This is a genomic window from Burkholderia sp. ZZQ-2, from assembly GCF_050768715.1.
In the GTDB taxonomy this organism is placed as follows: domain Bacteria; phylum Pseudomonadota; class Gammaproteobacteria; order Burkholderiales; family Burkholderiaceae; genus Burkholderia; species Burkholderia cepacia.
The window spans coordinates 1-21,706 of the sequence record NZ_LDVA01000310.1; the positions used below are offsets into that span (position 1 = coordinate 1).

General features: G+C 68.1%; 20 protein-coding genes. 11 read left to right on the forward strand and 9 right to left on the reverse strand.

Annotated features, from left to right (window positions below):
• Positions 1-1,470: penicillin-binding transpeptidase domain-containing protein (locus tag ABY44_RS27840; RefSeq protein ID WP_431642780.1), on the forward strand; the 1,470-nt coding region annotated here is incomplete at its 5' end.
• Positions 1,471-1,511: 41 nt separating this feature from the next.
• Here ABY44_RS27840 and ABY44_RS27845 read toward each other — a convergent pair.
• Together ABY44_RS27845 and ABY44_RS27850 are read right to left on the reverse strand one after the other, a co-directional pair.
• Positions 1,512-2,180 carry a LemA family protein gene (locus tag ABY44_RS27845; RefSeq protein ID WP_155637954.1) on the reverse strand — a complete coding sequence of 223 codons (669 nt, stop codon included), beginning with the start codon at positions 2,178-2,180 and terminating at the stop codon, positions 1,512-1,514.
• Positions 2,181-2,261: 81 nt separating this feature from the next.
• Entirely contained in the window at positions 2,262-3,689 is a 1,428-nt protein-coding gene (locus ABY44_RS27850) for a TPM domain-containing protein (RefSeq protein WP_060173400.1), read from the reverse strand.
• A 290-nt stretch (positions 3,690-3,979) separates the two neighbouring features.
• Between ABY44_RS27850 and ABY44_RS27855 the strand changes: the two genes are divergently transcribed.
• Positions 3,980-4,672: a hypothetical protein gene (locus ABY44_RS27855; protein ID WP_060173401.1), complete on the forward strand. Its 693-nt coding sequence runs from the start codon at positions 3,980-3,982 to the stop codon at positions 4,670-4,672.
• 52 nt (positions 4,673-4,724) lie between these two features.
• Here the strand turns inward: ABY44_RS27855 and ABY44_RS27860 are convergent, their stop codons facing one another.
• From ABY44_RS27860 to ABY44_RS27870, 3 genes are all read right to left on the reverse strand, one after another.
• On the reverse strand, positions 4,725-5,246 hold the full coding sequence (locus ABY44_RS27860) for a GNAT family N-acetyltransferase (protein ID WP_060173402.1): 522 nt from the start codon (positions 5,244-5,246) through the stop codon (positions 4,725-4,727).
• Between the two features lie 21 nt (positions 5,247-5,267).
• Positions 5,268-6,521: a multidrug effflux MFS transporter gene (locus ABY44_RS27865; protein WP_027791858.1), complete on the reverse strand. Its 1,254-nt coding sequence runs from the start codon at positions 6,519-6,521 to the stop codon at positions 5,268-5,270.
• Between the two features lie 377 nt (positions 6,522-6,898).
• On the reverse strand, positions 6,899-7,795 hold the full coding sequence (locus ABY44_RS27870; RefSeq protein ID WP_049098212.1) for a glutamate/aspartate ABC transporter substrate-binding protein: 897 nt from the start codon (positions 7,793-7,795) through the stop codon (positions 6,899-6,901).
• A 421-nt stretch (positions 7,796-8,216) separates the two neighbouring features.
• Here ABY44_RS27870 and ABY44_RS27875 point away from each other — a divergent pair, with 421 nt between their 5' ends.
• The 3 genes from ABY44_RS27875 (at position 8,217) to ABY44_RS27885 (ending at position 14,179) form a co-directional block, all read left to right on the forward strand.
• On the forward strand, positions 8,217-9,878 hold the full coding sequence (locus ABY44_RS27875; RefSeq protein WP_060173403.1) for a S8 family peptidase: 1,662 nt from the start codon (positions 8,217-8,219) through the stop codon (positions 9,876-9,878).
• Between the two features lie 712 nt (positions 9,879-10,590).
• Positions 10,591-13,356: a magnesium-translocating P-type ATPase gene (gene mgtA / locus ABY44_RS27880; protein WP_081072599.1), complete on the forward strand. Its 2,766-nt coding sequence runs from the start codon at positions 10,591-10,593 to the stop codon at positions 13,354-13,356.
• A gap of 79 nt (positions 13,357-13,435) precedes the next feature.
• Complete coding sequence (locus ABY44_RS27885) at positions 13,436-14,179, forward strand: transporter (protein ID WP_060173404.1); 744 nt, start codon at positions 13,436-13,438, stop codon at positions 14,177-14,179.
• Between the two features lie 70 nt (positions 14,180-14,249).
• Here ABY44_RS27885 and ABY44_RS27890 read toward each other — a convergent pair whose 3' ends face one another.
• Both ABY44_RS27890 and ABY44_RS27895 read right to left on the reverse strand, forming a co-directional pair.
• Entirely contained in the window at positions 14,250-14,534 is a 285-nt protein-coding gene (locus ABY44_RS27890) for a transcriptional regulator (RefSeq protein WP_027791863.1), read from the reverse strand.
• 74 nt (positions 14,535-14,608) lie between these two features.
• Positions 14,609-15,484, reverse strand: coding sequence for a LysR family transcriptional regulator (locus tag ABY44_RS27895; RefSeq protein ID WP_021162050.1), 876 nt, complete (start codon positions 15,482-15,484; stop codon positions 14,609-14,611).
• 51 nt (positions 15,485-15,535) lie between these two features.
• On the opposite strand from ABY44_RS27895, the gene ABY44_RS27900 reads away from it, so the two are divergent.
• Positions 15,536-15,814, forward strand: a complete 279-nt coding sequence (locus ABY44_RS27900; RefSeq protein ID WP_060173405.1) for a hypothetical protein — start codon at positions 15,536-15,538, stop codon at positions 15,812-15,814.
• Here ABY44_RS27900 and ABY44_RS27905 read toward each other — a convergent pair.
• Entirely contained in the window at positions 15,811-16,800 is a 990-nt protein-coding gene (locus ABY44_RS27905; protein ID WP_060173406.1) for a hypothetical protein, read from the reverse strand. The genes ABY44_RS27900 and ABY44_RS27905 overlap by 4 nt on opposite strands.
• A gap of 230 nt (positions 16,801-17,030) precedes the next feature.
• Between ABY44_RS27905 and ABY44_RS27910 the strand changes: the two genes are divergently transcribed.
• The 5 genes from ABY44_RS27910 (at position 17,031) to ABY44_RS27930 (ending at position 21,000) form a co-directional block, all read left to right on the forward strand.
• A complete protein-coding gene (locus ABY44_RS27910; RefSeq protein ID WP_060173407.1) occupies positions 17,031-18,113 on the forward strand; it encodes a serine hydrolase in 1,083 nt (360 codons plus the stop codon).
• A 41-nt stretch (positions 18,114-18,154) separates the two neighbouring features.
• On the forward strand, positions 18,155-18,388 hold the full coding sequence (locus ABY44_RS27915) for a DUF7661 family protein (RefSeq protein WP_060173408.1): 234 nt from the start codon (positions 18,155-18,157) through the stop codon (positions 18,386-18,388).
• A gap of 73 nt (positions 18,389-18,461) precedes the next feature.
• Entirely contained in the window at positions 18,462-18,917 is a 456-nt protein-coding gene (locus tag ABY44_RS27920; protein WP_027791868.1) for a MarR family winged helix-turn-helix transcriptional regulator, read from the forward strand.
• Between the two features lie 68 nt (positions 18,918-18,985).
• A complete protein-coding gene (locus ABY44_RS27925; RefSeq protein ID WP_027791869.1) occupies positions 18,986-19,549 on the forward strand; it encodes an isochorismatase family protein in 564 nt (187 codons plus the stop codon).
• Entirely contained in the window at positions 19,546-21,000 is a 1,455-nt protein-coding gene (locus ABY44_RS27930; RefSeq protein ID WP_060173409.1) for a DHA2 family efflux MFS transporter permease subunit, read from the forward strand. The genes ABY44_RS27925 and ABY44_RS27930 overlap by 4 nt, the downstream gene beginning before the upstream one ends.
• 36 nt (positions 21,001-21,036) lie before the next feature.
• Here the strand turns inward: ABY44_RS27930 and ABY44_RS27935 are convergent, their stop codons facing one another.
• Entirely contained in the window at positions 21,037-21,636 is a 600-nt protein-coding gene (locus ABY44_RS27935; protein ID WP_027791871.1) for a LysE family translocator, read from the reverse strand.
• Between the last annotated feature and the right edge of the window lie 70 nt (positions 21,637-21,706).

Sequence of the window (21,706 nt, forward strand, 5' to 3'; positions counted from 1 at the left end):
GCCCTCGCCCCGCACTTCGCGCGACGCATCGCGGCCGAGGTCCGGCCGGCGGCCGGCGCGCAGGTGCGCACGACGCTCGATGCGCCGCTGCAGCGCTTCGCGCGCGACACACTGATGCGCGCGCTGACCGAACTCAACGCGCCCGCGCACCGGCGCAACGTGCAGGACGGCGCGGTCGTCGTGATCGACAACGCGACCGGCGAGATTCGTGCATGGGTCGGTTCGTCCGGCGCGCTGTCGAGCGCGCGCGACGTCGATGCCGTGCTCGCGCCGCGCCAGGCCGGCTCGACGCTCAAGCCGTTCCTGTACGCGCAGGCGATCGACGAGAAACGGCTGACGGCCGCGTCGCTGCTCGACGACGCGCCGATCAACCTCGCCGCCGGCGGCGGCCTGTACATCCCGCAGAACTACGACAAGGATTTCAAGGGCTGGGTGAGCGTGCGCAGCGCGCTCGGCGGCTCGTTGAACGTGCCGGCCGTGCGCACGCTCGTGCTCGTCACGCCGCACCGCTTCGCGCGCACGCTGACCGCGCTCGGCCTGCCGCTCGCGCAGGAAGGCGACTACTACGGCTTCAGCCTCGCGCTCGGCAGTGCGGACGTCACGCTGCTGTCGCTGACCAACGCGTACCGCGCGCTCGCGAACGGCGGCGTCGCCCGCCAGGTCGTCGACCGGCCGGCGCCGGCACCGGCATCCGGCGCATCGGCAGCCTCGCCCGCCCGCGCGGCCGACGGCACGCGCGTGTTCAGCGAGGCAGCCAGCTTCGTCGTGACCGACATCCTCTCAGACAACAACGCGCGCGTGCGCACGTTCGGCTTCGACAATCCGCTCGCGACGCGCTTCTTCTCGGCGGTCAAGACCGGCACGAGCAAGGACATGCGCGACAACTGGACCGTCGGTTTCACGTCGCGCTATACGGTCGGCGTGTGGGTCGGCAATGCGGACGGCTCGCCGATGTGGGACGTGTCGGGTGTCACGGGCGCGTCGCCGGTGTGGTCGGCCGTCGTCGGCTACCTGCACCGCGACGTGCCGAGCCGCGCGCCGCGCGCGCCGGCCGGCGTCGAGACGCGCCGCATCACCTTCGAGCGCGACATCGAACCGTCACGCAACGAATGGTTCGTCGCGGGCACGGCGGTCGACACGATCCGGCTCGCCGCCCCCGTCACGCCGGGCAAGGACGGCGCGCGCGCGCCGCTGACGATCGGCACGCCGACCGACGGCACGATCTTCGCGATCGACCCGGACATTCCGCCGAAGAATCAGCGGATCTGGTTCGAGCGCTCGGCCGGACACGCCGCGAAGTTCGCGTGGCGGCTCGACGACAAGGTGATCGGGCATGCCGACCGCATCGCGTGGATGCCGTGGCCGGGCCGGCACCGGCTCGAACTCGTCGATGCGCGCGGCAATGTTGCCGACGCGATCGGCTTCGAGGTGCGCGGCGCGTTCGCGAAGGCGGCCGCGCGCAAGCCCTGAATGCGCGCTTCGGTCGGACGTTTCGACCTGACGCTCCGGCCTTACTCGCCGGCCGCGTTTGCCTTTGCCGGCTGCGGCTGCGGCTGCGGCTGCGACTGCGACTGCGACTGCGGCTGGGACTGCGCGGAGAAATCGAGTGCCGGCGCGGTTGAAACCGCCGCTTCGTTCGCGACGCTGAAATTCGGGCGCGGCTGGTAGCCGAAGATCTTCGCGATCACGACGCCCGGGAACTGGCGGATCTGCACGTTGTAGTGCTGCACCGTCTTGATGTAGCGGCCGCGCGCGACCGCAATGCGGTTTTCCGTGCCTTCGAGCTGGGTCTGCAGGTCGCGAAACGCTTCGTTCGCCTTCAGCTCCGGATAGCGCTCGGACACCACCATCAGCCGGCTCAGCGCCCCGGACAGCTCGCCCTGCCGCTGGTCGAACGCCGCGAGCGCGGCCGGGTCCTTCGCCATCTCCGGCGTCATCTGCACGCTGCCCACGCGCGCACGGGCCGATGCCACCTCGGTCAGCACGCGCGCCTCGTGCGACGCGTAGCCCTTCACCGACGCGGCGAGATTCGGCACGAGGTCCGCGCGGCGCTGATACTGGTTCAGCACTTCGGACCATGCGGCATTGATGTCCTCGTCGGACGACTGGATCGCGTTGTAGCCGCACCCCGCGAGCGGGGCCAGCACGCAGCACACGAGCAGGATTCGAAACCATTTCATCATGGGTTGTTTCCGGTTGAACGCTCCGGGTGGAGCGGCAGGTGAAAGGAATCAGGCGCGCAGGCAGGCTGCGCGCGGACGCTACCAGCGGCCCGATGCGCCGCCACCGCCGCTCGACCCGCCGCCGCCGCGGAACGAATCGGAACCCGATTGCGACCGGGAGCCGGACGAGGATGACGACGAAGACGAGCCGCTGCCCGTCAGCTTCGCCCAGATCACGGCGAGTACGCACAGCACGCCGAAGATGCCGGACAGCACTTCCCCGACCGAATAGTCCATTTCGCGCCCGATCGCGACGATCATGAACAGCGTCCCGCCCACGATCGCGGTGATTTTGCGCACGCGCGCCGACAGGTACAGGTTGATGCCGAGCAGGCACGGCCCGACACCGGCGGCCGCCGGAACAAACGCCGCGGCGCCCAGCATGGCTTCGAGATTGCCGTTGAAGATCGCGCCGACCGGCAGCATCACGACCGGCACGACGGCCGCCACGAGCCAGGCGGCCAGGAGCGCCACCCGGCGGCGCAGCTTGCGCCACTGCGCGACCACGCCGAGCACGACGTTGGCAACCCCGAGCAGGAACCAGAACCGCACGCCGCCCGTGTTCGGGCGTTTCCGCTCGGGCAGGCCGTTCGACTGGTATTTTTCGCCGCCGGCTCGCGCGTCGCGGGGCGGCGGGTTCGCGGCATCCGTCGCGGTCGCCGCGGCCGTTTCGTATGCTTCGTCGCGCCCGTCGAACGCCGTGGCGGGTGCAGGCTGCTCCGGCGCGGCGACGTCGGCCGGCATCATTTCGTGCGTCAGCGCGTCCAGCGCATCGCTGATGCCGGCTTCAATGCGGTTCTCGCGGAATGCCGGCACGATCCGCTCGCGAATGATCCGGCCCGCGACGATGTCCGGAATCGTGCCTTCGAGCCCGTAGCCGACTTCGATCCGCACGGTATGGTCGTTGAGCGCGGCGACGAGCAGCAGGCCGTTGTTGACCTTGGCCTTGCCGAGTTTCCATTGGTCGAACACGGTGGTCGCAAACTGTTCGATCGTCGATTGTCCGGTCGACCCGACCAGCAGGATCGCGACCTGTACGCCGAGCCGTTGTTCGAGCGCGGCGAGGCGGTCGGTCAGCTCGGAGGCGCAGGCCGCGCTCAGCACGCCCGTCGTGTCCGTCACGCGGCCTTTCAACGGCGGTGCGGCTTCCGGCTTCGGGGCAACCGGATAGGCTGCGGCGGCGGCCACGTGTGTGCAGGCCGACCGGGCCGGGGTGGCAAGCGTGGCGGCCATGGACGCCGCGACGGCAACGCTGCCATCTTCGGCCGGCGCCGCGATGGCCGTGCCGCCGAACAGCAAGATCGCGCCCGCGAGCAAGGCAGCGGCCTTCCGGAAGCCGGACCTGCCGGTCACGCCCTTGGTGCCGCGTGGGTGCCGAATGCCGGTTCGGGCCGTGCCTGCCCGCGATGCCGGATCGCCTTCGCCGCCCGGCGCGCACGGCCGGCCCGTCTGTCGTTTCGAATTCATGTCGGAAACGGCGCGCCGGCTCCATCGGGAACGGCACGTTCTCTCGTCGTTTTTAATCGTCCCGCAGCATAACCAATTGTGAAAGGAACTGAAAGGTTTCCGGCCGACTTCCGGATCTCGTCATTTCAGCGTGCCGCTGCACGACGCGCTCGTCGTCCGGCCGCGTCCGGCCGCAGGCCGGCCAGACGACCGAAACGGGCAAGCAGCGCCCCGCTTCGGGACATAGAATGTGAACGGTGCCGCACCGTCGGCGCCTGCCGGTTGCCCCACTCTCCTCAAGGCCAGCGACCATGAACCTGCACCCCAGGCGTTTCATCCGCCCCGCGCTGGGCACGCTCTGCCTCGCCACCCTCGCAGCGCTTCAGGCGTGCAACGGCGATGCCTGCTTCGGCGTGGATGTCTGCTTCAACAACAACAACACGCAAACCGTCGCGCTGTCGGGCACGGCCGCGACGGGCGACGCGCTCGCGAGCGCGCAGGTGACGGTCAGCTGCGTGACGGGCTCGGCGACGACGCTGACGGACGGCGGCGGCAACTACCGCGTGACGGTCAATGCCGCGCTGCCGTGCGTCGTCACCGTGACGTCGGGCGGCACGAGCCTGCATTCGCTCGCGTACGCGGGCGGCACGTTCAATACGACGCCCGAGACCGAGCTGATGCTGGCCTATCTCGCCGCCCAGCTCGGCACGAACACCGCCGCATTGATCGGCAATTTCCAGGGCAATCCGCGCTACCAGCAGGCGATGAACAGCGCGAACACCGTACAGGCCGCGCAATCGGCCGTGGTGACGAACCTGCAGCAGCGCTATTCGGTCACGCTCACGGCGCCGGCGTTCCTGACCACGTCGTTCACGGTCGGGCAACCGGGTGTCGACAGCGATCTCGTCGCGCTCGCGAAAGCCGGCGCGATCGACGCGAACGGGATGCCGGATCCGGCGGCGGTTACGCTGCTCACGCAGGCCGGCGCGACGCATCCGCTTTGACAAGCGGCCGGCGGCGGGAAAAACGTCGCCCGTTATTGCCTGGTATCGCGCGTCAGGCGCGCGCTTCGGGCGCGTCGTCGGCCAGCAGCGCCCACCGTTCGTGGTCGCGCCATTCGCCGTCGATACGCAGATAGCGCGGAGAAAACCCCTCTTTCGTGAAGCCGAGCCGCCGAACCAGCGCAATCGACGCATGGTTGCCCGGCTGGATGTTCGCTTCGAGCCGATGCAGCCCAAATTCGCCGAACGCGACACCGATCGCCGCGCGCATGGCGTCGGTCATCAGCCCCTTGCGGCTGAACGCCACCATCCCGTAGTACCCGAGATACGCGCTCTGGAACACGCCGCCGACGATCTCGTTGAGGTTCACCACGCCGACCACCGCCCCGGACGTGCGCTCGCGCGCGACGAAGCCGACGTTCGGCCCCGTCAGGCAGCGGCCGAACCACTGGTCGAATCCCGCCTGGTCGGTGAACGAGTCGACCCACGGCAGATGATGGTTCCGGCTCGCGCGATTGGCGGCGATCAGGTCGGCGGCGTCGGTTCGGGCGACGCGGTTCAGCAGAATCGGGTTCATGGGGCGGTCGACAGGCGGCATTTACGCGGCCTCCCCACGCCCGCACGCGACGGGCGCGGCCTCGGCCTGCTGCTGCGACAGGTACCGCAGCAGCTTGGTGACCATCCACACGACGATGCAGGACAGCGCGACGAAGAAGACCGCGAGCGGCGTCAGGACATGGATCGACACGAAACCGGCCAGCCCCATCATCGCGGACGACACGAGCAGCAGCGCGCATCCGAGGATCGCGCTCGTCAGGCCGGCGATATGCGGAAACAGCGAATTGCCCTTGGCCATCAGCGTCGGGTACATCGCGCCCGCGCAGAAACCCATCACGAGCACCGGCGTCGCGAGCGTCCACACGCGCAGCCCGACGGTCAGCGCCAGCACCAGCATCGCGACCGACGCCCCCGCCATCACGCGCGCGCCGATACGCAGCCGTTGCTCGGCACTCGGCAGCCCGCGCCCGTGAATGCGGTTCGACAGCCCGCCGAGGAAATACATGAGCCCGATGCCGAGCGCGAGATAGCCGAAGAAGGTCGGCGGCTTGTGCAGCGTGGTCTGCACCATGAACGGCCCGACGATGTTGAACACCAGCAGGATGCTGTAGCACAGCCCCTGTGCGAGGAAGCAGCTCTGGAACACCGGGCTCGCCAGCACCTTGCCCGCGTTCGTCATCAGTGTGCGCGGCTCGAGATGCACCGGCTTCGGCAAGGTTTCGCGGTATCGCCACAGCAGCGCCCACATCACGAGCGAGTACACCAGCAGGAACACGAGGCAGGCGCGCCAGCCGAACCATTCCTGCAGGTGCGCGCCGATCACCGGCGCGATGATCGGCGCGAGCCCCCACGCGATCGACATGTACGTGAACGCGTGCATCAGCGCCTGGCCTGAGAACGAATCGGTGATGATCGCCTTCGCGAGCAGGTTGGTGGTCGCGATCCCGAAACCCTGCAGGCAGCGCGCCAGCACGAACGTCTCCAGGTTCTGCGCGCCGAGCGACAGCAGACAGCCGATTGTGTAGATCACGAGCCCGAACGCCAGCACGCGCTTGCGCCCGTATGCGTCGGCGACCGGCCCGAAGATGAGCTGGCCGAGCGCGTAGGCGGCCATGTAGCCGGACACGCTCGACTGGATCGCCTGCGGCGTGGTCGCGAACGACCGTGCCATGTCGGGCAGCGCAGGCACGTAGATGTCGATTGCGAGCTGGCCCGCGGACGCGAACAGGCAGATCAGGAACAACAGGAAACGCGGCGAGTTCGACTCGCGCGCGGGAGTGAGCGTGGCGTTCATGACGACTGGGGAGGATGTCGGACAGCGGTGACGCGGTCGTGCGATGTTCGAACCGCGAACACCCGTGCGTCATGTCGAATGCCGTATTGTGCCTGTTGTCGCGTCATGCCGCCGGATTCCCCTGGCACGGACGAGGTTGAATGCCGATTGCGGCATACCCGGAAATCCGCTACGGGCATTGCAGCAGACGCTTCGGGCCGCTTCGGCCGCTTGAATCCTGACTTGGGCCGGTACCTCGAGCGTCCCTGGCGATACCGGTCGCGCGTGGCCCGGAGCTCAAGACCTGATGCTGTTCCAGCCACTTGCCTTCCACACCGCAACCGCCGGCACGCACCGGCGGTTTTGCATTACCGAATGTCGATCAGCACCGCATCCGGTCAATACTGCGCCTGATCCGTCGGATTCCTGAACAGCTGCTTCATCTCCGCCGACAGCGGATAGTTGAGGCTCACGCCCTTCGGCGGGATCGGCTGCGTGAACCATTGGTCGTAGAGCTTCTCGGCCGCGCCCGACGTCTGCATCTTCGCAATCACGCCGTCGACCACGCGCTTGAACGCCGGATCGTCCCTGCGCATCATGCACGCGTAATTCTCGTGAACCAGCGGCGTGCCCGTCACCGTATACGCGCCCGGGTTGCGATCCTTTGCGATCTCGCCGTACAGCAACGGCTCGTCCATCACGAACGCCACCGCGCGCCCGGTCGTGACGTTCATGAACGCTTCGGCGTGATCCTTGGCGCTGATGATCGTCATGTTCATCGCCTTCTCTTCGTTGAGCTTGCGCAGCAGGCGCTCGTCCGACGTGCCGGCCGTCGTCGCGACCGTCTTGCCGGCCAGGTCCGCGAAATCCTTCACGCCCGAATCCTTGCGCGTGCTGAAGCGGATGCCATAAAGAAAGATGCTGTTCGAGAACGCGGCCTGCTTCTGCCGTTCGAGCGTGTTCGTCGTCGATCCGCATTCGAAATCGATCGTCCCGTTCTGCAGCAGCGGAATCCGGTTCTGCGACGTGATCGGGATCTCCTTCACCGAGAGGTTCGGCAGGTTCAATTCCGTCTTCAGCTGGTCGACGATGCGCGATGCGATGTCGCGCGAATAGCCGATGTTCTTCTGCTGGTTGTCCGAATACGAGAACGGCACTGACGATTCGCGAATGCCGAGCGACACGACGCCCGTGTCCTTGATCTTCTTCAGCGTGCCGGTGAGGGCCTGCGCGTGCGCGGTACCCGCCAGCGCACAGGACAGCGCGACGGCCAGCCAGCATAAGCGGCGATCCATGCTTTTCTCCTGACGAAACGTTGATCGAATCGCGATCCTACGCCCGACAAAATTCGCGTCGCATCAGGGAAAGCGTAAGCAACCTTCCACCGTGGCCGTGCATTGAAAGACGTTTGCCGTGCCGCGCAAACCGGCCCCCACCGCACATTTCGCCCGACCGGCCGCACGCGGGCTCGCCCCGCCTTCTGTGCCATACGTTCCAAACACGTGTTCGTGCTGCGGCGCAGCAACGTAATCGTTTGCGCCAGCCCCGGTTTTTCTCGTGAAACGCACTCAAGAAGCCGCCGCGCCAGCCGTTACCCAGTGCATGGCGCGTCGCAGCAAGCTTGCCGCGGCCGCCAGACAAAAACGACAAGGTCCGGGTCAGCCGGACCAGCGCCACCGCCGGCACGACGGTTATCTACGAGGATCGAGTTTCAACATGAGAACCAAGCGTTTCAATCTTGCGCTGGCGCGCTCCGCACATGCGCGCATGCTCGCCGGCATGCTGTCCGCCGCCGCCCTCCTGCCCCTCGCCGGTTGCGGCGGCGGAGGCGGCGGCGACGGCAGCAACCCGTCTTCTTCCAACGCGGCGCCGGCACCGGCACCTGCCCCCACCCCGACGCCCGCTCCCGGCACTCCGACGACCCCGCCCGCCTCGGCCGGCAACAATGCATGCGCGACGCAGCAGGCCGCCGTGCAGATGGCGGCGCAGGCCGCGCCGGCAGAAGCGCCGATCGATCACCTGATCGTCAAGCTGAAGACGCTGACGGCCACGCGTGCGATGGCGGCCATCGACAACGGGACGCGGCTCGACGCGGTCATCCAGCGCTCGATGACGCGCTGGACGGCACCGGTCGCCGGCAGTGCACGCGCCTATGCGAGCACGGTCGGGCAAGCCCCGGTGAACGTGCAGGTCGAACGGACGATCTCGAACGGCGCGGCCGTGCTGTCGCTCGGCCAGCGCATGGCAGCCACCGACGCAGCCGCGCTCGCGCAGGCATTCGCGGCCGATTCGGACGTCGACTACGCGGAGCCGGATCACCCGATGCAGATCCGCGACACGCCGAGCGATCCGCTCTACAACCAGCAGTGGTACCTGTCCGACCCGACCGCCGGCATCGACCTGCCGCCCGCATGGAACGTGACCAAGGGTTCGCCGACCGTCGTCACGGCCGTGCTCGACACCGGCTACCGGCCGCATGCCGACCTCATGGGCAACGTGCTGTCCGGATACAGCTTCATCAGCAACGTCAATACCAGCAACAACGGCCTGACGCGCAACCCCGACGCAACCGATCCGGGCGACTGGGTCACGCAACAGGAACTCGACAACGCAAACGGCCCGTACTATCACTGCGCGAGCCAGCCGAGCGACAGCAGCTGGCACGGCACGCGCGTGATGGGCGTGATCGGCGCGACCGCCAACAACGGCACCGGCATCGCCGGCGTGTCATGGCTCAGCCAGATCCTGCCGGTGCGCGTGCTCGGCAAGTGCGGCGGCGTGACGAGCGACATCGCCGACGGGATGCGCTGGGCAGCCGGCATCCCGGTGAACGGCGTGCCGACGAACCCGCGCCCCGCGAAGGTCATCAACCTGAGCCTCGGCGGTGTCGGCGCGTGCAGCACGACGTTCCAGCAGGCCATCGACGACGTGACCGCGAAGGGTGTGACCGTTGTCGTCGCAGCCGGCAACGACGGCTTGTCGACCGGGCTCGACCAGCCTGCGAACTGCCGCGGCGTGATCAGCGTCGGCGCCACCGATGCGACCGGCCGCCGTGCGTCGTTCAGCAACTTCGGCGCCGATGTCTCGCTGAGCGCGCCGGGCGTCAACATCCTGTCGACGTCGAACACCGGCACCACGACGCCGGGCTCGGACACCTACGGCCTCGCGAACGGCACCAGCCTTGCGACGCCGCAGGTGTCGGGCGTCGCCGCGCTGATGCTGTCGGTGAACGGCACCCTCACGCCCGCGCAGATCCAGCAGAAGCTGCAAGGCGGTGCGCGCACGACCAAGCTCGCGGCCGGCACGTCGTGCACCGCGATGCCGGCAGGCTCGGGCATTGTCGACGCAGGGGCCGCCATCGCGGCAGCCGGCCAGTAACCCGCCCCTGCTTCCACGCGGCCGCGCGCATGCCGATCACGCATGCGCGCGGCCGTTTCATTCGCGGCAATCCGGGGCTGCGCCACGCACACATCACCCCGATCATGTTTCCCGAAATAACGACCGACAAAAGGGTTGACGCTTCGCACAGCGACCCATTACCATCGCTCCCGTCTAATTACATGGAGTGTTCTGTGAACACCGATGCGAGTTGTAGTTGGTGCCTGACCAACTTGACTGCTGCCTGAGGAAAACGCGCAGAGCCTCGTCTTCTGCCGCATCCCGGGAAGCAGGATGCGGCGCCCTTCCGGCCTGATCGGCCAGATCTCCCGCCGAATTTTCGATGTTGTCGAACGCACGCGCCGCGCCGTCGCGCGCGTGCGTTCGTGTTGCGCGCAGCGTCAGCCGCGCGCGCCTTCCGTTCGCGTGCCGTCCGGCCGCGCGCCTTCGTGCGCGCGTCGCCTTCGATCGCCCGCGCCGATTACCCGCAACCGACAGGAGTGCAGATGAACTCGGACGACAGTAGTCGATTACCGCTCGCCGGTGCGACGCCGCGCATCGCCCCTCCGGCCGCACCGCACGCGCCGGCGAGCGTTCCCGCCATCACCGATCCACAGCCGATCGCGCCTGACGCGACGCGGCGGGGAGCGCTCGTGCGTCGATAACGTCACGGTCGCTCCCCGCCCGCCGCCTCGTGCGCAAGGAGCGACTCATGACAACACGACACAACACCTCGCACAAGAAACAACGCGGCTTCATCAAGGCCGGCGCCGGCCCGCAGAACGAACCGCGCATCATGCGCGCCGCGCAGGAAGCGGCCCGTCCGCTCGAAGACACGCTGAAGTCGCTGAATACCAGCACGCGCGGCCTCACCTACGACCAGGCCGCCGGCCGCCTGCAGCACGACGGCCCGAACGAAATCGCGCACGACAAGCCGCCGCACTGGACCCGCCAGCTGCTGCTCTCGTTCCACAACCCGTTCGTCTACGTGCTGCTGGTGCTGGCCGCCATCAGCTTCTTCACCGACGTCTGGTTCGCCGCACCCGACGATCGCGACTACGTCGGCATGACGATCCTGCTGACGATGGTCACGATCAGCGCGCTGCTGCGCTTCGTGCAGGAATTCCGCTCGCTGCGCGCGGCCGAGAAGCTGAAGGCGATGGTCCGCACGACCGCGACCGTGCAGCGCGCGGTGACCGACACGTCCGAGCCGTCCCGCCGCGAGGTGCCGATGCGCGAAGTCGTGACCGGCGACATCGTGCACCTGTCGGCCGGCGACATGATCCCGGCGGACGTGCGCCTGCTCACGTCGCGCGACCTGTTCATCAGCCAGGCCGTGCTGACCGGCGAGGCGCTGCCGGTCGAGAAGTACGACACGCTCGGCGCGGTCGCGGGCAAATCCGCCGGCACGCGCGCGGCCGGTGCGGCGACCGATACGTCGGCATCGTTGCTCGATCTCGAGAACGTCTGCTTCATGGGCACCAACGTCGTCAGCGGCACGGCGACGGCCGTCGTCGTCGCGACCGGCGAGGACACCTACTTCGGCTCGCTCGCGCGCAACGTCGTGAGCCACAAGCGCATCGAGACGAGCTTCGACCGCGGCGTCGCGAGCGTGAGCTGGCTGCTGATCAAGTTCATGTTCGTGATGGTGCCGATCGTGTTCATGATCAACGGGCTGACCAAGGGCGACTGGCTGAGCGCGCTCACGTTCGCGCTCGCGGTGGCCGTGGGCCTCACGCCCGAGATGCTGCCGATGATCGTCAGCGCGAACCTTGCGCGCGGCGCGGTCGCGATGGCGCGCCGCAAGGTCGTCGTGAAACGCCTGAATTCGGTGCAGAACTTCGGCGCGATGGACGTGCTGTGCACCGACAAGACCGGCACGCTCACGCAGGACAAGATCATCCTCGAGCATCATCTCGACCTGTCGGGCCACAAGAACGAGGACATCCTGCGGCTCGGCTGGCTGAACAGCTTCCACCAGAGCGGGCAGAAGAACCTGATCGACATCGCGGTCGTCGCACGTGCCGACGAGATCGGCGAGCGCGTGAAGCCGCAGGGCTACAAGAAGATCGACGAACTGCCGTTCGACTTCGTCCGGCGCCGCCTGTCGGTCGTCGTCGAGGATACGCGCGGCACGCACCTGCTGATCTGCAAGGGCGCGGTCGAGGAGATGCTGGCCGTCTCCACGCACGTGCAGGATGAAGACGGCGTGCGTCCGCTCGACTTCGTCGCGCGCAAGCGGCTGCTCGAACAGGCGAGCGCGTACAACGAGGACGGCTTCCGCGTGCTCGTGCTCGCGACGCGCACGATCCCGCGCGGCGACGAGTGCCAGCAGTACCGCACCGCCGACGAACACGACCTCGTCGTGCGCGGCTTCCTGACCTTCCTCGACCCGCCGAAGGAATCGGCCGCACCGGCGCTCGCCGCGCTGCGCGAAAACGGTGTCGCCGTGAAGGTGCTGACGGGCGACAACCCGATCGTCACGATGAAGGTGTGCCGCCAGGTCGGCCTCGAACCCGGCAAGCCGATCCTCGGCACGGAGATCGAAGCGCTCGACGACGCGACGCTCGCGCAGGTCGTCGAACGCACGACCGTGTTCGCGAAGCTGACGCCGCTGCAGAAGGCACGCATCGTCAAGGCGCTGCAGGCGAACGGCCACACGGTCGGCTTCCTCGGCGACGGCATCAACGACGCCCCCGCGCTGCGCGACGCCGACGTCGGCATCTCGGTCGACAGCGGCGCCGACATCGCGAAGGAAACCGCCGACATCATCCTGCTCGAAAAGAGCCTGATGGTGCTCGAGGAAGGCGTGATCAAGGGCCGCGAGACGTTCGGCAACATCCTGAAGTACCTGAACATGACCGCGAGCTCGAACTTCGGCAACGTGTTCTCGGTGCTCGTCGCGAGCGCGTTCCTGCCGTGGGAGCCGATGCTCGCGACGCAGCTGCTCGTGCTGAACCTGATCTACGACACGTCGCAGATGCTGCTGCCGTGGGACAAGATGGACCCCGAGTTCCTGAAGAAGCCGCGCAAGTGGGAAGCCGGCAACATCAGCCGCTTCATGCTGTGGGTCGGGCCGACGTCGTCGGTGTTCGACATCACGACGTACATCCTGATGTGGACGGTATTCGGCGCGGGTGCGATGTATCACCTGAACGGCGGTGCGGGCGGCCAGATCGTGATGAACTCGGGCTGGTTCATCGAGAGCCTCGTGTCGCAGACGCTCGTCGTGCACCTGCTGCGCACGCAGAAGATCCCGTTCCTGCAGAGCACGGCCGCGCTGCCGGTGCTGCTGTCGACGTTCACCGCGATCGCGATCGGCTGCTGGCTGCCGTTCTCGCCGTTCGCGGAGTCGCTCGGCTTCATGCACCTGCCGGGCACCTTCTGGCTGTGGCTCGCCGCGACGATGGTCGGCTATATCCTGCTCGCGCAGATCGTCAAGACGATCTACGTGCGCCGCTACAAGCAGTGGTTCTGATGGTCCCGGCCTGAAGCCGGCCGGCCCGCGCGCTTCGTCGTGGGCCGGCCGGCTCGCCATGCACGACACAGGTGATGCAATGAAGAGAATGCTTCCGCTCGCAGCCGCGAGCGCCCTCCTCGCGCCGTTCGATGCCCTCGCCACCCATCCGCTCGTCAGCGACGACACGGGCACGCAGGGCAACGCGAACTGGCAGTTCGAGTTCAACGCCGAGGAAACCTCGAAACAGGAAGAAAACGGCCGCCACCAGCTGTGGAACGCGACACTCACGCGCGGGTTCGGCGAACGCGTCGATCTCTACGTGAACGTGCCTTACACGCATCTGCAAACGCGGACCGACGAGAACGGTGCGGGAATCGGCGATGTCGAGATCGGCATGAAATGGCGGTTCGTCGACCGCGGCCCGCTGTCGATCGCGCTGAAGCCGAAACTGACGACGCCGACCGGCAACGACCGGCGCGGGCTCGGCACCGGCCGCGCGGGTGCCGGCGCAACGCTGCTCGCACAGCTCGACGTCGCGCGGTTTTCGTTCCTCGCGAATGCGGGCATGACGTACCAGCCGAATCGCCAGGGCGACCTGACGTCGATCTGGGCCGTGTCGGGCGCGGCGATCTACAAGGCGACCGACAAGCTGCAGATCGTGGCCGACATCGGCACGTCGCGCAACACGGAGCGCGGCGCCGGCGCGAATCCCGCATTCGCGATCGCGGGCGCGATCTATTCGCCGAAGCCGTGGCTCGATCTCGACATCGGCTATCGGCGCGGGCTGAACGACCAGACCTACGATCATTCGGTGATGGGCGGCGTCACGGTGCGGTGGTGACACGCAGGTGTGCGGCATGGAACCGCATACCGAACCGCCAGACGACGGGCCGCTTCCAGCGGCCCGTTTTTCATTGCGTGTCGTTCGCGCCGAACAGTTGCGCGCACACGGCGCGCCCTTCGTCGGTCAGCGCAGCGCTGCCGGTGCCGTCTTCGTTCAGCGTCGTCGTACTCAGGCCCGCGGCGTCGAGCTGCGTCAGCACGCGGCGCAGCGTGCTCATCGGCAGTTGCGTGCGTTTCGCGATCTTCGGCAACGACCAGGTCTTGCCGGCCGGATCGCTCGCGGCGTCGTTCAGCGTTGCGAGCGTCGCGACGAGTGCGGGATCGAGCGGGGATTCGTCGGATTCTGAGGTCATCGGTTCGGTCCGTAGCAGACAGGTATTCGTTCGCGCATTCAGCGCCGATTGCGGAGACTATATCGCTTCGCCGGTCAGGCGTCCTTGATCGCGGCACGCATGAACGACACGAAGCGCGTGGTCACGGGATCGTCGCGATCCGACCGCCACGCCAGCCCGACGCGCCACTTTGCGTCCCGGCCATCGAGCGGCAGCACTGTCGCATCGCGCAGCAGGTACTGCGCGCGCGACGGAATGAACGCGACGCCGACACCGGCCGCGACCGACGTCAGCACCGACTGCACGTCCTCGGCCTGCTGTGTCACGTGCGGCACGAAGCGGCGCTCGACGCACCATCGATCGATCTGCGCGGCGAGCCCCGGGCCCCGCGCACGCTGCAGCGCGATGAAGCCGATCTCGTTGAGCACGTCGAGATCGGCCGGCACGCGCTTGAAGCCGAGATGCGGCGGCACCGCCAGCGCGAGCCCCTCGTCGATCACCTTGAACGACGACAAACCTTCGTCGGACGGCAGGCGCAGAAACCCAGCATCGAGCTTGCCCGCGCGCAGCCGGCGTGTCTGCTCGGACGACGACAGGTCGCTCAACGTGACCGCAATGCCCGGATTGCGGCGACGAAACTCCGCGACCCGCTTCGGCACGATCGTCAGCACCGACAGGCAAATGCCGAGCCGCAGATGCCCGCGCTGCCCGCTGGTCGCCTCCCGTGCGCGCGCGAGGATCTCGTCGGCATCGCGCACGAGCGCCTGCGCATCGGGCAGGAAACGCTCGCCGAACGGCGTCAGCTCCGCGCCGTGCCGCCCGCGCTCGAACAGCTTGCCGCCGAGGCTCGCCTCCAGCGCGCCGATCTGCTTGCTCAGTGCCGGCTGGCTCATGTGCAGCGCATCGGCCGCACGGCTGAAATGGCACAGCTCGGTGACGGTCAGGAACGTACGCAGCAGTTTCAATTCCATTCTTAAAAGGAATCGTAACGATTGAAACATTCATTTTACCGATCGAATGCAATGACGTTCAATACGGGCATGCCCTTCCCGGAACCGACTGTCATGCCCCTCGATCATGCCGCCGACTGCGTGGCCGACCAGCCGTGCGATGTGGCCGTCGCGAACGAACGCGCCGCCGCGGCCGATACGCGTGCACCGAAACGTCGTGCCGAACGCAGCGACGGACGCAGCCGCCGTTTTCGCTTCGGCGACGCGCTCGACGATCCGCCGCCGCGCGTGGTAACGGGGTCGATCGCGGTCAGTTTCGCGGTCGTGTCGCGGCGGAACTGGCCGCGTTAAGCGGTACCGGCCGCGCAAAGCCCCGCCATGTCGATCCGATACACGTTGCCGTCCGTGCCGACAACGTACAGCGCACGACCACGGCCGACCGCGCGTGCCACACCCACGGGCGCCGAGCCACCATTCAGCATGCGATACGCGCGTACCACCCGTACCTGGCCATCGGTGCCCGGACGCACGAGCTGCAACACGTCGCGATCGCCGTATGCCCCGCACAACAGCGCCACGCATTCACCGTGTTGCGCTTGGTCTTCCATCACCGCGAACGCGTGACTGCCCTTGACCGGAATACGCCATGACGCAACAGGCTGCCGGTCGCGCAAGTGGACGAGCGCGAATTCGCTGTAGTAATACAACCAGACGTCGTGGTCGCCTTGAACGTTGAGCGCATAACAGTCGTTGATCGGGCCCAGCCCCTCGGGCGGCGAGAACGCATGAAGCAGCTCGCCGCGCCGGCTCCAGGCGACCAGTCCGGACGCCCCGACCGGCGCCCCCCAGCCGAAATTGCCGAAGACACCTTCGTCGAAATAGGATGTCCAGATTTCCCCCGTGTCCGTGACCTGCACGGACCGGATGCCGTCGCCCAGCAGTATTTCTCCGCAACGCGTGCCGTCGCGGCGATAGAGGCGGCCGTTCAGGTCGAAGTCGTCCGGCCCGCGATAGCAGGATCGACAGCAAACCAGCAGCAGATCGTCTCCCACCGGCTGGATCTCGTGAATATCGAACGGTTCGTTGTCGACGACGAGATCGAGCAGCGTTTCGCCGTCCCGCCACGCAATCAAGCGATAGCGCCGCGCAGCCGACGGTGTCGTGATCGCGAACGAAGCGCCGTCGGAGCGTGTCCGGTCGTCGAGCGATTCCAGTGCAAATGCCGTGTACAACGCATCGTCCGCGCCGACGTTGAAGGCAACGAGTTCACCTGTCGCGGACAGGCTGTCGATCGATGCAAGCGGCAGCACGGGCAGCGCGTGCGGTTGGCGTGACATGGGTTCTCCTGACGATGAGCTCGCCATCTTGCCGGCCGTACCATCGTTTGTCACGCCGGCGCGACATATCGACGCAAAACGCGGCGCACCGCAGCGGCAGCCGGCAAAACAGCGCGCCGACGGCCGGCTGCTATCGTCATCCTCCCGCGATCGACCTTATAATTTCCCGCACCCGCTGACCGCCCATGCATTCCGCGCCGCCACCTCGCGCGTGGAAAGGAGACTTTCGCTTGACCGGCCTCATCGCGCGCGTGCCTCGCGCCCGGACCACGCTGATCCTCGCTCTCTCGTTCCTGCTGCTCGCGTTCGCCGCGAACGCGTCCGCGCAGCGCGCGCAGCCGCATCGCACCGCGCAGGCCCACGCGCATCCGCACAAGAAAGCCGTCAAGAAGAAACCCCACCGCAAGCACAAGGCGGTCAAGCATCGTCGCCCGAGTGCGAAGCATCAGACGATCAAGCGTCACGCCGCCCCGGCCCCGCATCGCCGCGCGAAGCGCACGACCGCCGTCCGCCCGCGCCCGGCCGCCGCGAAACCGCGCCTGATGGCAAGCTGCGGCTACACCCCGCGCGCGGTCAATGCCCTGCATTCACGCGCGGCCTACGTGCTCGACGTCGACTCCGGCACGCCGCTGCTGGCGCGCAACGCACGTTCGGTGCGGCCGATCGCGTCGATCTCGAAGCTGATGACGGCCGTCGTCGCGCGCGACGCCGACCGTCCGCTGAACGGCGTGCTGCGCGTCACCGCGCGCGACCGCGACACGATCAAGTTCACCGGCTCGCGCCTGCAGGTGGGTTCGGAACTGTCGCGCCGCGAGATGTTCCATATCGCGCTGATGTCGTCGGAAAACCGCGCGGCCGCCGCGCTGAGCCGCGACTATCCGGGCGGGCGCGCCGCGTTCGTCAACGCGATGAATCGCGAAGCGCGCCGGCTCGGCATGCACCATACGCACTTCCGCGAGCCGACCGGCCTGTCGCCGCACAACGTGTCGACGGCCGAGGATCTCGCGAAGCTCGTCGGCGCGGCGGCGCAGGACCCGCTGATCCGCTATTTCTCGACGGATACGTCCACCACCGTGCGCCCCGGCGATGGCGAGCTGGTGTACGTGAATTCCGACCCGCTCGTCCGCTACCGCCGCCTGCCGATCCGGCTGCAGAAAACCGGCTTCATCAACGAGTCGGGGCACGGCGTCGTGATGCGCATGCGTGTGAAGGGCCGCCGCGAAACGGTCGTGCTGCTCGGCGCACCGACGCGTGCAGGCGTCTCGAGCGATGCCATCAAGATCCATCGCTGGCTGTCCTGCTCGATCCAGTGAGCGCGCGGGCGGCCGGCGCAGTCACCTACGGGAGCGCAGCCATGCACGACGAATACCGCTTCAACGCATTTGGCCGTCTACTCGCCGTCGTGCGCAAGGACGACCGCTGGGCCGTGTTCGATCTCGGCACCGAAGGCAAGCGACGCGCGGCCAACCTGCACATTCCGTCCGCGCTCGCCGCCGACGAACTCGCGCAATACCTCGGCGACCTGCTGCACGAGAGCGCGACCCCGAGATACAACGAGGTCGTACCGGTCCCGCTCCGCGGCGCGTAACCGCACACCCGGCCGTACCTCGATCCGGCGGTCAATTCGACAGCTAAACTTGCAAGTTTAGCTGTCGTGTTCTATGATCCGCCGCATGAACCCTCCACGCAAATCCGGCGTTTCCGCCGATATCGTCGCTGCCGACCTGACCCTCGCGGTCGGCCAGCTGGTCCGCCGGCTCCGCTCCGAGATCGAATCCGACGGGCTCGGCATGTCCCAGACGAGCGCGCTCGCGCGACTCCAGCGGCACGGGCCGATGACGACCGCCGATCTCGCGCGCGCCGAAGCGATGAAGCCTCAATCGATGAAGGCGATTCTCGCGAGCCTCGAGGAAGACGGTCTCGTCGAGCGCGAACCGCATCCGACCGACGGACGCCAGATCCTGTTCCGGTTGACCGCGGCCGGCCTCGACGCGCGGCTCAAGCGCAACGCCGCCAAGCACAAGTGGCTCGGCGCCGCGATCGAGCAGCTCGACCCCGCAGACATCGACACGCTCGCCGCCGCGATCCCGCTGATCCGCCGCATCGGCGAGCAGTGAACCCGGCCCGCGCGCCCCGCAGCATTCGCGCGCACGGCTTTTCTCGTCCCTTCCACGGAGCCCCCATCATGAGCGCAACCCGTCTCGACACGAACACGGCACTCGTCGTCATCGACCTGCAGAAAGGCATCGTCGCCCTCCCCACCGCGCACCCGGTCGAGCCGGTGGTCGCACACAGCCGCGCGCTGCTCGACGCATTCCGCAGCCGCGGCCTGCCGGTGGTGCTCGTCAACGTCGCCGGCGTTGCGCCGGGCCGCACGCAGCAGCAGGCGCGCACCGGTGCGCTGCCCCCCGACTGGACCGAGCTCGTCCCCGAACTGAACCGTCAACCCGGCGACCACGTCGTGACGAAAAAGACCTGGGGCGCGTTTACCGGCACCGGCCTCGACGCGCACCTGAAGGCCGCCGGCGTCACGCAGATCGTGCTGGCCGGCGTCGCGACGAGCATCGGCGTCGAGTCGACCGCACGGCAGGCGCACGAACTCGGCTACAACGTCACGCTCGCCATCGACGCGATGACCGACCTCAACGCGGACGCACATGCGAACAGCGTCGAGCGCCTGTTCCCGCGCCTCGGCGAGACGGGCACGACGCAGGACATCGTCGCGCTGCTCGACCGGCGCGGCGCGTGAGCGGCGAACGCGCGCAGCCGGCGCCGCGCCGCGCGGCCGGCCGGCTCGATCCGTCGATCTGGAAGGTCGGCGCGGTCGCCACGCTCGGCTCGCTGCTGTCGCAGCTCGACGCGACGATCGTCAACGTGTCGCTGTCGAGCCTCGCGACCGACCTGCACGCGAGCCTCGCGACGATCCAGTGGGTGACAAGCGGCTACCTGCTCGCGCTGACGCTGGTGCTGCCGCTGAACGGCTGGCTCGTCGACCGGATCGGCGCAAAGGCGCTGTATCTGTGGTGCTTCTCCGCGTTCACGCTCACGTCCGCCCTGTGCGGGCTCGCATGGTCCGCGCCGTCGCTGATCGCCTTCCGCGTGCTGCAAGGGGTCAGCGGCGGGCTGCTCGCGCCGATGGCGCAGATGATGATCGCGCGTGTCGCCGGCCAGCAGATGGCGCGTGTGATCGGCTATGCGGCCGTGCCCGTGCTGCTCGCGCCGATCCTCGGCCCGGTCGTGGCCGGCGCGATCCTGCAACACGCGTCGTGGCGCTGGCTGTTTCTCGTGAACCTGCCCGTCGGCGTGCTGGCGCTCGCGCTGGCCGCGCGGTTCCTGCCCGCCGACCGCGACGACGCGCAACGGCGCACGCTCGACTGGGTCGGCCTCGCGCTGCTGTCGCCGGGGCTCGTGCTGTTCCTGTACGGCATCGAGCGGATCAACGAAGCGCCCGGCATCGCGGCGATCGTCGTGTCGGCGCTGTTGCTCGCCGCGTTCCTGCGGGTCGAGACGCGCAACGGCGACGATGCGCTGATCGACCTTGCGCTGTTTCGCGGCAAGGTGTTCGGCGCGGCCGCGTCGACGCAGTTCCTGTCGAACGGCGCGCTGTTCGCGGGCCAGATGCTGATTCCTGTGTTCCTGATCCAGGCGTGCGGGCGCACGCCCGGCGAAATGGGCTGGCTGCTCGCGCCGATGGGCCTCGGCATGCTCGTCACGTATCCGTCGATGGGCGCGCTGACGAGCCGGTTCGGTGTGCGCCGGCTGGCCTCGGCCGGCGCCTTGCTCGCACTCGCCGCGACGCTGCCGTTCGTGTTCCTCGCGCTGACCGGCTACGATCCTTACCTGCTCGTGCCGGCGCTGTTCCTGCGCGGCATGGGCCAGAGCGCGATCGGCGCGCCGTCGATTGCCGCCGCGTATGCGTCGGTCGAGCGCCGCAACCTGCCGATGGCGACGACCTCGCTCAATATCGTGCAGCGTCTCGGCGGCCCGACGTTCACCACCGTGTGCACGCTGTTCCTCGCATGGCGGCTGCAGGTCGAATCGGCGGCGGGCGGCGGCACGCCGGCAAACGCGTATGCGTGGGCGTTCGGCCTGCTTTGCGTGCTGCACGCGGCAAGCGTCGTCACGACGCTGCGCCTGCCGTTGTGGTCGGCCGGCGCGGGCGGGCAGCCGGCCGGCACCGCGCGCGCCGGTTCGCGCTGACCTTCGGGCGGCCGCACGTGTCGTGCGGCCGCCCCGCTACGGCAGCCACATCGGCACGATCGAGATCACGAGCAGCACGCCGAGCGCCGCATTCAGGCAGTGCCACTGCCGCTCCGTGCGCAACACCCGCGCGAACAGCAGCCCGGCGAAACACCAGAGCGACAGCGACGCCATCGCGGCCACGCCGAACGCCAGCCCGAGCAATATGCCGAGCCGGGCCGGGCCGGACGCGAGCGCGGCGAACGACGCGGCCGCGCCGAGCGTCATCGCCCAGCCTTTCGGGTTGTGCCAAAGCATCCAGACGCCGCTGATGAAACCCTGCGGCCGGTGCACCTCGGCATCCAGCCGCGGCTTGCCGCCGCGCCCGATGCGCACGGCCAGCCACACGAGGTACACCGAACCGACCGCCTTCATCACGAGTTGCAACGCAGGCAGCGCAAGCAGCACGCCGCCGAGCCCGGCCGCGGCCGCCGCAGCCATCGACGCCAGGCCGGCCGCGATGCCCGCCATCATCGGCAGCGAACGCCGATAGCCGAAATGCGCGCCCGACGCAGTGGCGAGCGTCGTCGCGCCGCCCGGCGTCACGGTGGACACGATCACGAACAGCATCAGCGGCAGGTAGTCTCGGAACGGCACGGAAGCTCCCGGTTGGCGTCGTCGAAGCCCTGTTTTACGCGCGATCCCGCCATTACGACAGCGAAAGCTT

Bases quoted from the DNA above. Each gene is read 5' to 3' on its own strand.
- ABY44_RS27870 (WP_049098212.1), bottom strand. From the start codon at position 7,795: ATGGATCGCCGCTTATGCTGGCTGGCCGTCGCGCTGTCCTGTGCGCTG.
- ABY44_RS27845 (WP_155637954.1), bottom strand. From the start codon at position 2,180: ATGAAATGGTTTCGAATCCTGCTCGTGTGCTGCGTGCTGGCCCCGCTC.
- ABY44_RS27915 (WP_060173408.1), top strand. From the start codon at position 18,155: ATGCACGACGAATACCGCTTCAACGCATTTGGCCGTCTACTCGCCGTC.
- mgtA (WP_081072599.1), top strand. From the start codon at position 10,591: ATGACAACACGACACAACACCTCGCACAAGAAACAACGCGGCTTCATC.
- ABY44_RS27900 (WP_060173405.1), top strand. From the start codon at position 15,536: ATGACGTTCAATACGGGCATGCCCTTCCCGGAACCGACTGTCATGCCC.
- ABY44_RS27865 (WP_027791858.1), bottom strand. From the start codon at position 6,521: ATGAACGCCACGCTCACTCCCGCGCGCGAGTCGAACTCGCCGCGTTTC.
- ABY44_RS27875 (WP_060173403.1), top strand. From the start codon at position 8,217: ATGAGAACCAAGCGTTTCAATCTTGCGCTGGCGCGCTCCGCACATGCG.
- ABY44_RS27905 (WP_060173406.1), bottom strand. From the start codon at position 16,800: ATGTCACGCCAACCGCACGCGCTGCCCGTGCTGCCGCTTGCATCGATC.
- ABY44_RS27855 (WP_060173401.1), top strand. From the start codon at position 3,980: ATGAACCTGCACCCCAGGCGTTTCATCCGCCCCGCGCTGGGCACGCTC.
- ABY44_RS27925 (WP_027791869.1), top strand. From the start codon at position 18,986: ATGAGCGCAACCCGTCTCGACACGAACACGGCACTCGTCGTCATCGAC.
- ABY44_RS27890 (WP_027791863.1), bottom strand. From the start codon at position 14,534: ATGACCTCAGAATCCGACGAATCCCCGCTCGATCCCGCACTCGTCGCG.
- ABY44_RS27885 (WP_060173404.1), top strand. From the start codon at position 13,436: ATGAAGAGAATGCTTCCGCTCGCAGCCGCGAGCGCCCTCCTCGCGCCG.
- ABY44_RS27860 (WP_060173402.1), bottom strand. From the start codon at position 5,246: ATGAACCCGATTCTGCTGAACCGCGTCGCCCGAACCGACGCCGCCGAC.
- ABY44_RS27850 (WP_060173400.1), bottom strand. From the start codon at position 3,689: ATGAATTCGAAACGACAGACGGGCCGGCCGTGCGCGCCGGGCGGCGAA.
- ABY44_RS27920 (WP_027791868.1), top strand. From the start codon at position 18,462: ATGATCCGCCGCATGAACCCTCCACGCAAATCCGGCGTTTCCGCCGAT.
- ABY44_RS27895 (WP_021162050.1), bottom strand. From the start codon at position 15,484: ATGGAATTGAAACTGCTGCGTACGTTCCTGACCGTCACCGAGCTGTGC.